Source organism: Streptosporangium jomthongense, from assembly GCF_042650425.1.
Classification (GTDB): domain Bacteria; phylum Actinomycetota; class Actinomycetes; order Streptosporangiales; family Streptosporangiaceae; genus Streptosporangium.
This window is the reverse complement of sequence record NZ_JBHSBC010000014.1, coordinates 136,271-150,778: the sequence shown is the minus strand read 5'-3', so window position 1 is coordinate 150,778 and position 14,508 is coordinate 136,271. Positions and strand designations below refer to the sequence as shown.

Annotated in this window: 10 protein-coding genes; 6 read left to right on the top strand and 4 right to left on the bottom strand. The window is 71.6% G+C overall.

The window, feature by feature from the left end; translation table 11 throughout:
- The first annotated feature begins 9 nt into the window (after positions 1-9).
- Together ACFOYY_RS15460 and ACFOYY_RS15455 are read left to right on the top strand one after the other, a co-directional pair.
- Positions 10-1,419: a hypothetical protein gene (locus tag ACFOYY_RS15460; protein ID WP_362910900.1), complete on the top strand. Its 1,410-nt coding sequence runs from the start codon at positions 10-12 to the stop codon at positions 1,417-1,419.
- Complete coding sequence (locus ACFOYY_RS15455) at positions 1,416-3,245, top strand: N,N-dimethylformamidase beta subunit family domain-containing protein (protein WP_352008504.1); 1,830 nt, start codon at positions 1,416-1,418, stop codon at positions 3,243-3,245. Before ACFOYY_RS15460 ends, ACFOYY_RS15455 begins: the two co-directional genes overlap by 4 nt.
- 10 nt (positions 3,246-3,255) lie before the next feature.
- On the opposite strand, the gene ACFOYY_RS15450 is transcribed toward ACFOYY_RS15455, so the two are convergent.
- From ACFOYY_RS15450 to ACFOYY_RS15435, 4 genes are read right to left on the bottom strand one after another with little or no spacing between them, the layout of a single operon-like run.
- The gene (locus ACFOYY_RS15450; RefSeq protein WP_386190125.1) at positions 3,256-4,425 is read right to left on the bottom strand and encodes an FAD-dependent monooxygenase; all 1,170 of its coding nucleotides are present in this window, start codon (positions 4,423-4,425) and stop codon (positions 3,256-3,258) included.
- A 51-nt stretch (positions 4,426-4,476) separates the two neighbouring features.
- On the bottom strand, positions 4,477-7,650 hold the full coding sequence (locus ACFOYY_RS15445) for a BTAD domain-containing putative transcriptional regulator (protein WP_386190124.1): 3,174 nt from the start codon (positions 7,648-7,650) through the stop codon (positions 4,477-4,479).
- Between the two features lie 21 nt (positions 7,651-7,671).
- Positions 7,672-8,316, bottom strand: a complete 645-nt coding sequence (locus tag ACFOYY_RS15440) for a M15 family metallopeptidase (protein ID WP_352008501.1) — start codon at positions 8,314-8,316, stop codon at positions 7,672-7,674.
- Between the two features lie 11 nt (positions 8,317-8,327).
- Entirely contained in the window at positions 8,328-9,488 is a 1,161-nt protein-coding gene (locus tag ACFOYY_RS15435) for an ROK family transcriptional regulator (RefSeq protein ID WP_362910907.1), read from the bottom strand.
- A 212-nt stretch (positions 9,489-9,700) separates the two neighbouring features.
- Here ACFOYY_RS15435 and ACFOYY_RS15430 point away from each other — a divergent pair, with 212 nt between their 5' ends.
- The 4 genes from ACFOYY_RS15430 (at position 9,701) to ACFOYY_RS15415 (ending at position 14,464) form a co-directional block, all read left to right on the top strand.
- Complete coding sequence (locus ACFOYY_RS15430; protein WP_386190123.1) at positions 9,701-11,044, top strand: extracellular solute-binding protein; 1,344 nt, start codon at positions 9,701-9,703, stop codon at positions 11,042-11,044.
- Positions 11,045-11,046: 2 nt separating this feature from the next.
- Positions 11,047-12,060: a carbohydrate ABC transporter permease gene (locus tag ACFOYY_RS15425; protein ID WP_352008498.1), complete on the top strand. Its 1,014-nt coding sequence runs from the start codon at positions 11,047-11,049 to the stop codon at positions 12,058-12,060.
- On the top strand, positions 12,057-12,908 hold the full coding sequence (locus ACFOYY_RS15420) for a carbohydrate ABC transporter permease (RefSeq protein WP_352008497.1): 852 nt from the start codon (positions 12,057-12,059) through the stop codon (positions 12,906-12,908). Before ACFOYY_RS15425 ends, ACFOYY_RS15420 begins: the two co-directional genes overlap by 4 nt.
- Positions 12,909-13,009: 101 nt before the next feature.
- Positions 13,010-14,464 (top strand): glycoside hydrolase family 3 protein, encoded by a 1,455-nt coding sequence (locus ACFOYY_RS15415; protein ID WP_352008496.1) that lies wholly within the window; start codon positions 13,010-13,012, stop codon positions 14,462-14,464.
- The last annotated feature ends 44 nt before the right edge of the window (positions 14,465-14,508 follow it).

The window sequence follows — 14,508 nt, the reverse complement described above, 5'->3', positions numbered from 1 at the left end:
AGAGAAAACATGGACATCCGGTTCTCGGGGAGCCGATCGGGTACGGCTCCGCTGACCTGGGGACAGCGGGCCATCTGGGACGCGATCAGGAAGACGGCACCGGACGACCACTACTTCAACTTCGGCCGCGTGCTCGCGGTGCCGAGACGGGCCAGGCCGCTCACCGTGGCGCGGGCCGCGGAGGTCCTGGGCGTCCTGGTCGAACGGCACGAGTCGCTGCGGACGAGGCTGAGCGCCGGGTTGAGCACAGGGCTTGAGACGTCCGTGGGGACGGGGCCAGGGGCGGCCCCCTCCCCACGGGTACCGGCGCAGACCGGCGGGCAGGACGGGGGCGCCGAACCGGCGCAGGTCCTCGGGACCGCCGGGAGCATCCCGCTGACCGTCTCCCGTGACGATCCGGAACGGCTGATGGAGGAACTGTCCGCGACGCCGTTCGACTACGCCGGCGAGTGGCCGCTCAGAGTCGGGCTGGTGGTCGCCGAGGACGAAACGGTGACCCACATCGTGCTCGTCTTCTGCCACCTGGCCGCGGACGGGCTCGGCGCCGAGGTCGCGATCACCGACCTGCGGCTGCTGCTGTTGCGCGGGGCCGTACCGGGACCGACGCCGCCCTCCCCGCTCGACCTGGCCCGCTGGCAGCGCTCCGAACCCGGCCTGCGGGTCGCCCGCGTCGCCGCCGAGCACTGGGAGCGGGAGTACCGGCGCATCCCGCCGACCATGTTCGACCGCCGGGTCGCCGCCCCCGAGGGGCCGCCGATCTGGCGCGCGCACCTGGTCTCCAGGGCGCTCGACCTGGCCGTGCAACGGATCGCGGCCGTGTACGGCACCAGCACCTCGACCGTGCTGCTGGCCGCCTCCAGCGTGCTGGTCTGCGCGGTGACCGGGCACGAGGTGTGCGCGATGCTGCCCATCGTCGGCAACCGCTTCCGCCAGGACGCCGCGCAGGCCGTCACCACCCTCTCCCAGGAGGGCCTGTTCGTGCTCGACGTGGGCGGGCGCTCCTTCGCCGAGGTGCTCAGGGCCGCCAAGCCCGCGGCGCTGCGCGCCTACCGCTCCGCCTACCACGACCCCGGGGACAGGGACCGGCTGACCGAACGGGTCAGCCGCGAACGGGGCACCCGGGTCCACCCCTACTGCTGCTTCAACGACATGCGCTTCATCGACCGGGTCGACGCCTCCCACGACGAGCGGACCGTACGGCTGGCGATGGAGGAGACCACGCTGACCTGGCCGCTCAGCCAGGACCAGCTCAACTGCCGCTTCTGCCTGCACGTGACCGGGGAGGGCGGCGGCCTGGGTGTCTCGCTGACCGCCGACACCCGTTACCTGCCGAAGGAGGCCATGGAACGCTACCTGCGCGACCTGGAGTCGCTGCTGGTCGAGGCGGCCTTCCACGAGACGCTGGAGCCGGTCGGATGACGGTCTACGCCTACGCCGAGTCCACCTCGTGCGTCCAGGAGGGGTCGCTGCGCTTCCACCTGACCCGCACCTCACGCGCCCCGGCGCGCGGTTCGGTCACGGTCGAGGACGTCGCCGCCGACCGGCCGGTGCTCCAGGCGAGGTTCGACGGTCCCGTCTGGACGCTCGACGTCCCCGGCGACTGGCCCAGCTCGCTCTACCGCGCGGTCTTCACCTCGGAGGAGGACTCCTCCGACGGGCTCTCCGACGTCTACTTCGTCGTCAGGGCGGCCAGGCCCTCCTCCCGGGTCCTGCTGTCGATCCCGTTCCCGACCTGGCAGGCCTACAACCGGGCGGGCATCCCCGGGGAGTCGATCTACTGGACCGAGGAGCCGACCCGCGCCGCGAAGGTCTCCTTCACCCGGCCCGGCGGAGGGCCGCCGCCCGAGCGCTGGGAGGAGGGCATGCTCCGCTGGCTCGGCCCGGCGGGCTACGACGTCGACTACTGCTCGGGGCTCGACCTGCACGACGGCGCCGAACTGCTGGCCGGTTACCGGCTGCTGGTCGTCAACGGTCACGACGAGTACTGGACGGCCGGGATGCGCGACAACGTCGAGGCGTTCGTCGCCCGCGGCGGCAACCTCGCGGTGTTCTCCGGCAACACCTGCTGGTGGCAGTTCCGTCTTGAGGACGACGGCCGGACCATGGTCTGCTACCGCGACGCGGCCATGGACCCGATGGCCACGGTCGAACCGGGCCTGACCACGGTCGAGTGGTCGAGCGCCCCGGTGAACCGGCCGGAGAACACGCTGACCGGCGTCAGCTTCAGACGCGGCGCCGGGACGTGGGGGCCGTACATGCGGCTGATGCACGAGGAGTCCTACACGGTCAGGTTCCCCGAGCACTGGGTGTTCGAGGGGACCGGGCTCGGCGAGGGCGACAAGTTCGGCCAGGGCGCCATCGGCTACGAGACCGACGCCTGCGACTTCGTCGAGGTGGACGGTGTCCCGCTGGCGACCGGCAGGGACGGCACCCCGCCCTCCTTCGTCATCCTCGCCACCGCCGACCTGCGCCACTGGCACCGCTACGGCCAGGGCGGCATGGCGACCATGGGCGTCTTCGGTCTCGGCGCCGGGACGGTGTTCACCGCCTCGACCGTGAACTGGGGCAACGCCCTGCACGACCCCATGGTCGACCGGATCACCCGCAACGTGCTCGACCGCCTGTCGGAGCCCGTCGGCGGCTGGCAGATCGTCGGCGGCGCCGGTTCGCTGCGCGCGCTGACGGTCTTCGGCTCCCGCCTGTACGGCGTCGCCCCCGACGGCTCACTGCTCGTGCGTGACGTCTCGGCCCAGAACCTGCGCTGGCGGCACGCGGGAACCGCCCCCGGGGTCGTCGCCATGGCCACCCCCAGGGAGGCGACCACCGCGCATCCCATCGGCCTGTACGGCCTCACCGCGGACGGGCGGCTCGTCTTCGACGACCAGGAGGACGGCTGGACGACCCTCGCCGAGGCGCCGGCCGAGCCGGTCGGCCTGGGCATGGTGAACGGGGAGTTCTTCGCGGTGAACGCCGAGGGGCTGTGGAAGCTGCGCCCGGAGACCTCCGACTGGGTCCTGGCGGGCCCCTCCGGCGGCGCCGTGAGCCTCACCGCGATGAACGGCCGCCTCTACATCGCCGACGCCGAGGGCAGGATCCGCACCCGCCCGCCGGTCGTCGGCCCCGCCGGGTGGGAGGACCTGTGCGACGCGGGCGGCTGCACCGTCCTGACGGCGCACGCGGGCCTGCTGATCGGCACCGGCCCCGACCGCCCGCTGTTCTGGCGCACCCCCCTGCCCGACCGCTGACCCGCCCCTGTCACCTGGTGGAACCTCCGGCAGGGGCGAGAGCCGGGTAGTCCTTGAGCTCGACGGACCTGGCGAACCTGTCGGTCGCCTTCAGCATCACCCGGAGCAGGAGGCTCCGCTTGAACATCCAGTTGCGCATGGTGATGCGCAGCGGCGAGGGCGGGGCGAGGAAGGGGCCCGCACTGCTCTGCCCGGTCACCGTGGCGTAGCGGTGCATGATCTCCTCATACCTCGCGAACGCGGTCACGTGGTCGCCGTCCGCCTCGGCCAGTTCCCCGGCCAGCACGTGGGCGCCGACGATCGCCAGGCCGCTGCCGAAGCCGCCCAGGGTGTTGCCGTAGGCGGCGTCGCCGAGCAGCACGACCCGCCCCTTCGCATAGTGGTCCATCCTCACCTTGCTGATCGAGTCGAGGTAGACCTCCTCTGCGTCGCGCAGCCTGGCCATCAGCTCCGGGACCTTCCAGCCCATGCCCCGGTAGGCGTCGATCAGCAGGCGCTTCTGCTGTCCGGCGTCGTAGCGGTCGTAGTCGAGCCGCTCGGAGGCGAAGACGAAGAACGCGGGAGCCTTGGGGCCGCCGAGCGCGGCCATCCTGCCCGGCTCGTTGTACATCGCGGGCGGGTGGTCGAGGCCCAGGTCGGCCAGCGCGTAGTAGTGGCCGGTGAAGTTCACGTAGCCGGACTCGGGGCCGAAGGCCAGGCGCCGCACGTTGGAGTGGATGCCGTCGGCGCCGACGACCAGGTCGAAGGTGCGCGGCGCGCCGCGCTCGAAGGTGACGTGCACGCCGCCCGCCGTCTCGGTCAGCGAGGTGATGGAGTCGCCGAAGACGTACTCGCAGCTCCGCCTGGTCCGCTCGTACAGCAGGGCGGCCAGGTCGCCGCGGCGGATCTCGATGTCGCCGCCGGTGAACGCCCCGGGTATGACCGCCAGGCGCCTGCCGTCCGCGTCGACGACCTCCTGGTCGGTTCCGCCCGTCTGGCGCCGCCGTACCTCGTCGAGGACGCCCATGCGTTCGAGCACGGTGAGGTGGGTCGCCCCCTTGAAGTCGACGGCCTGGCCGCCGAGCCGGAGGGCGGGCGCCTTCTCCACGACGGTGACGGTGCAGCCCATGCGGCCGAGCCAGAGGGCGAGGGCGGGCCCGGCGACGCTCGCGCCGGAGATGAGGACCGTGGTGTTCTTCATGTGAGGAGCTTCGGCGCGGGCGCTGACAGCCCGCCGACACCGCGTTGACAGTCACCCGTCCCACGCGCCGGGCGCTGTCAGCACCTCCTGCCGGGCCTCCTCCTGGCTCATGGCGGCGCCTCGGGCGAACGCCTCGGCGAAGGCCTCGGCGCCGATGAGGTCGCGGGCGGCTCCGGCGATCCCGGCGACGTCGCGGTCCCCGGCGACGGCCATGCCGCGCAGCGCGACCGCCGTGCCGAGCAGCGCCGCCGCCTCCCGTCCCGCCCCGTCGAGCAGCACGGCCCCCGCCAGCCCCTCGGCGACGTCGGCGAGGTCGGCGGCCATCGGGGACCCGTGAACCACGGCGAGCGCCCGGCGGTGCATGAGACGGGCCCGTTCCCGGTCGCCCCCGGCCTCGGCCAGCCTGCCGAGCGCGACCAGCACGCGGGCCTGTGTCCCCTCGATGCCGAAGTCGCCGTCCTGCGAGGCGTCGAGGGCGAGACCGAGCAGGCGTTCCGCCTCGGCGAGGTCACCGTCGTGCCTGGCGACCTCCGCCAGTCCCAGGTGAACCGTGGCCGCCGCGCCCGGCCTGCCGGTGGTGCGGGCCAGTTCCCCGGCGCGCCGGTAGTCGGCGACGGCCGCGGCGGTCTCGCCCTGGCGCACCAGTCCTTCGGCTCTGCGCGTCAGCACGTCGGCGGTCTCCTCGGCGGCGCCGAGCCGTTCGAACAGCTCCAGGGCCCGGGCCCACATGTCATGGGCGCGCGCCCATTCGCCGCGCCCGGCCGCGATCAGGGCCAGCCCGTCCAGCGCCTGGGCCGTCCCCCACCGCTCCCCGATGGCGTCGAAGTGGGTCAGCGTCTCCTGAAGTCCCCGTTCCGCCGAGACCGGGTCGCCCCACAGCATCGCGAGCAACGAGACGCTCAGCCTCTCCAGGGCCCGCAGCCAGGGGTCGGACCCCGCCAGCGTGCGCAGGTCGGCCTTGGGCGGGGGCCCGGCGGCCATGCCCCACAGCGCGACGGTGAAGGGGTGGCGCAGCCGCTCAAGCCCGGCCACGGTCGCCTCCGCCCGCCGCCAGTGCTCGGGCAGCGCCCGGGGTACGGCGTGCACTACGCACATGACGTACTCCTCCTCGAACCCCTCCGCGGGCTCGGGGGCCGTTTCGAGGAGTTCGGCGGCGATCTTCCCGACCTGGCCGCGCCGCCCGCTCAGCCACCAGTAGGCCGCGAGCGCGGTGACCAGCCGCAGCGCCGTCCGTCTGCCGTCCTCGTCGCCCGTCTTCGCCGCGGCCACGGACCTGCGCAGCGCGGCCGTCAGGTTGCCGTGGTCGGCCGACAGCCTGGCCAGCCACGTCAGCTGCTCGGCCCCGCGCAGGTGCGGGTCCGCGCGCCGGGCCAGGGCAAGGAAGTGGCGGGCGTGGGCGCGGTCCATCCGCTCCCGCTCCCCGGCCTCGGCCAGCCGTTCCGCGCAGAACAGCCGGATCGTGTCGAGCATCCGGTAGCGGTCGCCGTCGGTCTCGACCAGCGACCTGTCCACCAGGTCGGCCAGCAGGCCCGCGGCGTCCTCGACGTCGCAGACCGCCTCGACCGCCTCCAGGCAGGCGCCCGCGGAGAAGACGGCCAGCCGCCTGGCCAGCACCCGCTCGCCGGGGGTGAGCAGGTCCCAGCTCCACTCGACGACCGCGCGCAGGGTCCGGTGCCGGGCGGCGGCCGTACGGTCGCCCCTGGACAGCAGCCGGAAGCGGCCGTGCTCGGCCAGCCGGACGGCGATCTCCTCGACGGTGAAGGAGCGCAGCCTCGCCGCCGCCAGTTCGACCGCGAGCGGCAGCCCGTCCAGCGCCGCGCAGATCCCGGCGACCGCCGCCACGTTGCCCTCGTCCGTCTCGAACCCGGGCCGTACGGCCGCCGCCCGGTCGGCGAACAGCCGGACGACGGGGTAGGCCGCGGCCTGCGCGGGGGTGGCGTCAGGGGGCGGGACGGCAAGCGGCGCCAGCGGCACGAGCGTCTCGCCGGTGATGCCCAGGGGTTCGCGGCCGGTGGCCAGGATCGACAGCCCGGGGCAGGCGCCGAGCAGTTCGCGGACCAGGGTCGCGGCGGCCTCGACCACGTGCTCGCAGTTGTCGAGGATCAGCAGCAGCTCCCGCCCGGCCAGGGCCGAGGCCAGGTGCGCCACCGGGTCGGGGACGTGGAGCGAGTGCAGGCCCGTCTCACGCAGCCCGAGGGCGCCGAGCACCGTCTGGGCCACCTGGGGGGCCGTGACGGTCGTTGTGACGGCCGGTGCCCGGCCGCCCTGCGGGGCCGGGTCGGCGAGCGGGGACAGGTCGACGAAGCACACCTCACCCTGGGTGCCCCGGGCGTCCCGGGTGCGCCCGGCCGCCTCGACCGCCAGCCGGGTCTTGCCCGTGCCGCCGGGGCCGACGATCGTGACCAGCCGGTGCCCGCGTAGCGAGGCGAGCCGTTCCAGCTCCTTCTCCCGCCCGACGAAGCCGGTCAGCTGCACGGGCAGGCCGTTCCCCCTGGGCGGGGCCGGGCGTTCGGCGCGCAGGACGGCCAGGTGGATCGCGGCCAGTTCGGGTGAGGGGTCGGCGCCGAGTTCCCCGGCCAGCAGTCTCCGTGTCTCCTCGAAGACCTCAAGCGCCTCCGCCTGGCGTCCCGCGGCGCTCAGCGCGCGCATCAGCTGGCCCCTGGGGCGTTCCCGCAGCGGGTTGGCGGCCGTCAGCCGCCGCAGTTCGGCCACCGGGTCGGCCTCGGGGAGCGCGAGTTCGGCCTCGGCGAGGTCCTCGGCCGCGGTCAGCCTCAGCTCCTCAAGACGCGCCACCTGCGCCCCGCCGAAGGGCAGGTCCTGCAGGGCGGGCCCCCGCCACAGGCCGAGCGCCTCACACAGGACGTCCGCGGCGGCGGCGTGGCGGCCGGAGGTCAGCAGCAGCCGCCCCTGGCGGGCGAGCCGTTCGAAGCGGTGGACGTCGACGTCCTCGGGGTCGGCCGCCAGCCGGTAGCCGGTCCCGTGGAACTCGACCAGTTCGGCGGGCAGGACCCGGCGGAGCCTGGACACCTGGGCCTGCACCGCGTTGGCGGCGCCCGAGGGAGGGGCGTCGCCGTACTGGCCGTCGATCAGGCGCTCGACGGTCACCACCCGGCCCGGTTCCAGCAGGAGCATCACGAGCAGGGCGCGCGGTCTCGGCCCGGGTACGGCGATCGCCTCACCGGCCGGTGAGCGCACGTCCAGAGGGCCGAGGATGCCGAACCGCATGGGGTCGATTGTCCCCGGTTCTCAGAGGGCGCGGGGACCGTAGAGGGCGGAGGGGGCTCCGGTGGTCATGGCCCAGTAGCGGTCGCCGTAGGACCAGTGCCACCACTCGGTGGGGTAGTTGACCAGGCCCGCCGCGTCGAGGGCGGCTCCCATGAGCTCGCGGTTGCGGCGCGCCTGCGGGGAGATGCCGGGGGCGGCGGTGTAGCAGGCGCCCTCGCTCTGCTCGGGGGTGGCGTTGAGCGGGCTGCCCATGTCGACCTCGACGCCGTCCTCGGTGCACAGGGTCAGGTCGACGGCCGCGCCCGCGGTGTGCGGGGCGACCTCGACCGGTGAGACGTAGCGGCTGGCCGCCGAAACAATCTCCTCGGGCGACATTTCCGGAAATGTCGCCCGGAGTTCCGCCGAGTACTCGTCGAAGATCTGCTGCTGCGTCGACGGCGGCCGGTATCCCTCGACGATCAGCAGCCGGTACCCCTCGGGGAGGTGCCGCTGCGCCTCCTCAAGCCTGGCCACCAGTCCCTGCCTGAGGTGGGCGAAGGCCCCGTCACGGTCGGCCATCCGCCCGTCGACCCGCAGCCGCCCCCGGACGTCGACCAGCCGCTCCCCGGACTCCTCGACCGGAATCGCGGCCACCCGGGGATCGGAGATCAGAACGATGTCGTGCATAGCCGCAATTGTCACACCGTCTCGGAGAAGACCTGCTCCCGGGCCTGGTTCAGGGCCGAGACCAGGGCCCCGCGTAACACGGAGTTGCCCATGACCTCCGAGACGACGACCCTGGGCTGGCTCGGGCAGACCCTGGCCACCGCCTCCTCGACCCTGGCCGCGAGCACCTTCCCGCCCGCCCTGCCGATGTCGCCGCTGAGCACGATCAGCCCGGGGTCGAGCACCACGGCCACCGCGGCGACGCCGACCGCCAGACGCCCGGCCAGCTCGTCCAGGAAGCCTCCGGAGTCGTTCGTGACGGCCTGGCTGACGTGGTCGGCCAGCGAATCCCCCCGGATGCCGTGCGCGTCCGCCAGGCTGGCCAGGGCGTCGCCGCCGACCAGTCGCTGGAACGAGCCCGACTGGGGTTCGGTCACCTCGGTCGGCAACGGCTCCCCGGGCACGGGCAGCCAGCCGATCTCACCCGCGCCGCCGGTGAAGCCGCGGTGCAGGCGCCCGCCGAGCATGACCCCGAGTCCCTGGCCGACGCCCGCCCAGACGAGCACGAAGTCCTCGACGTCCAGGGCCGCGCCGCAGAAGCGCTCGGCGAGCGCCGCCAGGTTCACGTCGTTCTCTATGGTCACCGAGACGTTGAGGTCCCGGCGCAGCTGGGCGAGCACGCCCTCGTGCCAGGAGGGCAGGTCGAAGGAGAAGCGGACGTCGCCGGTGCGGGGGTCGACGACGCCCCTGGTCCCGATCACGAAGGCGCGCAGCCGGTCCATGCCGATGCCCGCCGACTCGCACGCCTTCTGCACGGCGCCGCGCACCAGGCGTACCGGATCGTTATGACCGCTGGGGTCGACGCAGACCTCGGCGACCGTCTCGCCGGTTATGTCGGCCACTCCCGCGCTGATCCGGTCGGGCAGCACGTCGAGTCCCGCGACGTACGCGCAAGAGGGAACGACGCCGTAGAGCGCCGCGTTCGGGCCCCGCCCGCCCGCCTGCTCCCCGACCATGGCGACGAGCCTGCGTTCCTCCAGTCTGGCGAGCAACTGACCGGCGGTCACCTTGGAGAGACCGGTGAGTTCTCCCAGCTCAGCCCGGGTGAGAGGCCCACTGGACAGCAGGAGCTCCAGGGCTGCGCGGTCATTGAGCTGACGCAGCAGCCGAGGGGTTCCCGGACGTCTGGACAAGATCGGCTTCCCCCCGTCACGATCCGCTAACGATCGTTTCTTTTAAGAAAGTTTCTTGTTAGTTTAGCCCTAGTCAGCCCGCAGGCAAGAGCGACCGAGCCGCGGGTTACGACAACTCCGATCACCGCATCGTGAGTAAGAGGGTCGCGGGGACCCAAGCCAAAAAGCAGCTGAGCGCCTACCCCGTCGAAAGCCGGAAAGGGAGAACTCAAGTGAAGTTCGCGAGAATCGCCACCACGACGGCAACCACCGCCGCCCTCGCCCTGGGCCTTGCCGCGTGCGGCAGCAGTAGCGAGCCCACCTCGAACAACGCTGGTGCGTCCGAGGCGCCCTCCGCCGCAGCCTCCGGCCCCAAGTTCGCCGGCCAGACCCTGACCGTCTGGCGCCTGGGCGCTCCGGACGAAGTGCAGAACAAGCTCATGGCCGACATGAACGCCAAGTTCAAGGAGGTCACCGGCGCCGAGGTCAACCTCCAGTGGGTGCCGTGGCCGGACGCCCAGGCCAAGTGGACCGCCGCTCTCGCCGGCGGTGAGGGCCCCGACGTCACCGAGTTCGGCAACGACCAGGTGGCGGCGTGGGTCGCGCAGGACGCGCTGGCCGACATCACCGACCTCGCCAAGAGCAACCCCGACTTCCAGCAGATCCCGCAGAACCTGTGGGGCTACGAGACGGTCGACGGCAAGATCTACGCCGCGCCGTGGGGTGGTGGCACCCGGGCCGTCCTCTACCGCAAGGACTGGTTCAAGGAGCTGGGCATCGAGATCCCCAAGAACTGGGACGACCTCGTCGCCGCCGCCAAGAAGATCGTGGAGAAGAAGGGCAAGGACGTCGACGGCTTCGCCTTCAACGGCGGCTCCGACGCCAACATGTCGCTCTCGCCGTTCGTGTGGTCCGCGGGCGGCGACTTCGCCGCCTTCGAGGGCGGCAAGTGGGTCGGCAAGCTGACCGAGCCCGGCTTCAAGGAGGGCTTCCAGTACTACACCGACCTGGTCGTCAAGCACGGCGCGTCGCGTAAGTCGGCCCTGAGCCAGAACTCGATCGACATCCGCACCCGCTTCGCCAACAACAAGGTCGGCATGTTCGTGACCGGTGGCTGGGACATCACCACCATCAAGGAGCAGAGCAAGAACAAGGTCGGCGACGACCAGATGGCGTTCTTCTCCCTGCCGGCCAAGGACGGCAGCGGCCCGGCGCCCGCCTTCCAGGGCGGCAACGACATCGCCATCTGGAAGGACACCAAGAACCAGGAGCTCGCCGCCGAGTACCTGAAGGTCGCCGCGGGCAAGGAGTTCGGCACCCGCTACGCCAAGGAAGGCGGCCTGCTGCCGCTGTACCCGGAGGCGCTGGCCGAGTTCGCCTCCGACCCGCTGCAGGCGCCGTTCGCGGAGACCTTCAAGGTCGCCAAGGGCTTCCCGAACGACACCAACTGGGCCGAGGCCAACGACACCAAGGCCGTTCTGCAGAACGCGGCCCGTTCGGTCATCGAGGGCAAGAAGAACATTGACACCGCCCTGGCCGACGCCAACAAGGAACTCGAAGAGATCCTGAACCAGTAATCATGGCCAACACCTCAACCATCGCCCGGGACGGGGGCTCCTCCCCCGTCCCGGCGCGGGGGCGCAGAGGCACGAAGCCCCCGCGCGGCTCCAGAGGACTGCCCGAAGGGGTGGTCCCTTACGCGCTGCTCATCCCCGGTCTGGTGGTCATCGCCGGACTGCTGCTCTACCCGCTGTACCAGATGGTCGTCATGTCCTTCCAGGACGTGGGACTGCGGCAGATCCGGGGTGTGCCCGCCAAGTCCGTCGGGTTCGACAACTATCTGAAGCTGTTCGAGTCGGAGCTGTTCTGGACCTCGCTCCGCAACACCGTCGTGTTCGCCGTCGTCACGGTCGCCTGCACGCTGGGACTGGGCACCCTGGTCGGCCTGCTGCTGAACAAGCTCGGCAGGAAGATGTCGACCTTCCTGGTCATCGGCATCATGGCCGCCTGGGCGACCCCGGCGATCGCCAGTGCCATCATCTGGCGCTGGCTCTTCGACGCCGAGTCCGGCGTCATCAACTGGGCGCTCAACGCGCTGCCCGACTGGCTGTCCAACCTCCTGTTCGGCAGGGCCGACTGGACGGGTGAGCCGTGGCTCAACGACCCGGTGACCATCTACCTGGTGCTCATCCTGGTCGTGGTCTGGGCCGGCTTCCCCTTCATCGCCGTCTCGGTGCTCGCGGGTCTGCGCAGCATCGCCGCCGAACTGTACGAGGCGGCCAAGGTCGACGGGGCCTCCGCCTGGCGCATCTTCTGGAAGATCACCTTCCCGCTGCTCAAGCCGGTCTTCTCCGTGCTGACCGTGCTGTCGGTCATCTGGGACTTCAAGGTCTTCACCCAGTTGTTCGTGCTGGCGGGCGGAACCTCCAACCGTGACGCCTTCAACCTGTCGCTGTACGCCTTCACCCAGGCGTTCAGCTCCCCGCCCAAGATGGGCCTGGGCGCGGCGATCGCGGTGGTGCTGACGCTGATCCTGCTCATCATCACCTTCTTCTACGTCCGCCAGATCGTGAAGACGGAGGACGTGCGATGACTCCCAAGACCAGGAAGCTGCTCGGCAAGATCGGCCTCAACACCGCGGCCGTCCTGGTGTTCCTGTTCGCGGTGTTCCCCGTCTACTGGATGATCTCCACCGCGTTCAAGAGCAACGAGGAGATCTTCACGACGCGGTTCATCCCCTTCCCGACGGACCCGACCATCGAGCACGTCGAGAGGGTCTTCAGCGAGGGCGTCGCCGGCCACTCGATCTGGCGCTACATGCTCAACAGCGCCATCGTCGCGATCGGCACCGTCCTCATCGGCGCCGTCTTCTCCCTGCTGTCGGCGACCGCCGTGGCCCGCTTCAGGTTCCGCGGGCGCACCTCGTTCCTGATCCTGCTGCTCATCGTGCAGATGGTCCCGGCCGAGGCCCTGCTCATCCCGCTGTTCCTGATGGTCAGGCGAGCCGGTCTCTACGACCAGCTGATCGGCCTCATCGTGGTGAACGTCGCGCTGACGCTGCCGTTCGGCATCTGGATGCTGCGCACCTTCGTCGCCGCGGTGCCCAGGTCTCTTGAGGAGGCCGCCTGGATCGACGGCGCGAGCCGCTTCACGACCTTCTGGAAGGTGCTCTTCCCCCTGGTGGCCCCCGGTCTCGTGGCCACGAGCATCTTCACGTTCATCACCGCGTGGAACGAGTTCGTGTTCGCGCTGACCCTCATCAGCGATCAGGGCAGTTACACCATGCCCGTGGCACTGCGCTACTTCGTCAGCCAGCGATCGGTCGACTGGGGCGGAATCATGGCCGCCTCGACCCTGATGACGATCCCGGTGATCATCTTCTTTCTCCTGGTGCAACGGCGAATGGTCTCCGGCCTCGTCGCCGGCGCTGTCAAGGGCTAACCCCGCGGTGCTGGTACGGCCACGCCCCCACAAGGAGCTGGCCGTACCAGCCCTGTCCTCGTTTGTCCCCTACTCACCTCAGGTAAGGAGCATCTACCGCCATGTCTGAGCTCATCGCGGCTCCCAGCGATCAGGTACTGCGACGTCTCGCAGCCGGAACGCTGCTCGTCGCGTTCCAGGGCACCACCGCCCCCGACTGGGTTCTCCACGACCTGGAGAACGGTCTCGGCGGGGTCACCCTGTTCGGCTTCAACGTCGCCGACCCCGCCCAGCTCTCGGCGCTCACCTCCCGCCTGCGCGATGCCGGTGACCCCGTCATCTCACTCGACGAGGAGGGGGGCGACGTCACCCGGCTCGCCTACCACGTGGGCAGCCCCTACCCGGGCAACGCCGCCCTCGGCGCCGTCGACGACGTCGAACTGACCCGGCGTGTCTACCGCTCCATCGGCGACGACCTCGCCCGCTGCGGTATCAACCTGGACATGGCCCCGTCCGCCGACGTCAACACCGCCGACGACAACCCCGTCATCGGCACCCGGTCCTTCGGGTCGGACACCGCCCTGGTCTCCCGGCACACCGTCGCGGCCGTGCACGGTCTGCAGTCGGCCCGCGTGGCCGCCTGCGTCAAGCACTTCCCCGGCCACGGCGCGACCAGGCAGGACTCCCACCTGGAGATCCCGCTCGTCGACGCCTCGGCCGAGTTGCTGCGCGAGCGCGAGCTCGTGCCCTTCCGCGCCGCGATCGAGGCCGGGACCATGTCCATCATGACCGCGCACGTCCGGGTGCCCTCGGTGACCGGCACCGAGCCCGCCACCCTGTCGGCCGCCGCCCTGGGCGGTCTGCTGCGCGGTGAGCTCGGTTACGACGGCGTGATCGTCACCGACGCCCTCGACATGCACGCCATCACCGAGAGCGTCGGCCTGGCCGGCGGCGCGGTGCTCTCCCTCGCCGCGGGGGCGGACCTGCTCTGCCTCGGCCCGCTGCCCACCCAGCAGGACGTCCGCGCGATCGTCGACGAGATCGTCGCCGCCGTGCTCGACGGACGGCTGCCCGCCGAGCGGCTGGAGGCCTCCGCCGCGCGCGTGGCCAAGCTGCGTTCCTGGTTCGGCTCGTCCCAGCCGGAGCGCGCCGAGGAGAGCATGATCGGCCTCACCGCCGCCCGCCGCGCCGTGACCCTCACCGGCTCCACCTCCCCGCTGGTCGACCCGCTGGTGGTCGAGATGGAGACCCCCCCGACCATCGCCGTCGGCGACGTGCCGTGGGGTTTCGCCCCGCTGATGCCGCAGGCCGAGGTCGTCCGGGTCAAGCCGGAGGAGGCGGACGTGCCGAACATCCTGGAGCGTGCCAGCGGCCGTTCCCTGGTCGTCGTGGTCAAGGACGCCCACCGCTACGAGATCAGCCAGTCGGTTGTCTCCGCGGTGCTGGCCGCCCGTCCCGACACGACGGTCGTTGAGATGGGGCTGCCGATCTGGCGTCCCAAGGGGGCTACCTACCTCGCCACGTACGGCGCCGCCCGCGCCAACGCCCAGGCCGCCGCCGAGCTGCTGAGCATCTGAGCCTCGCGGCCCCTCACCCGGGTCTGCGCCCGCCCCCCCGGTAC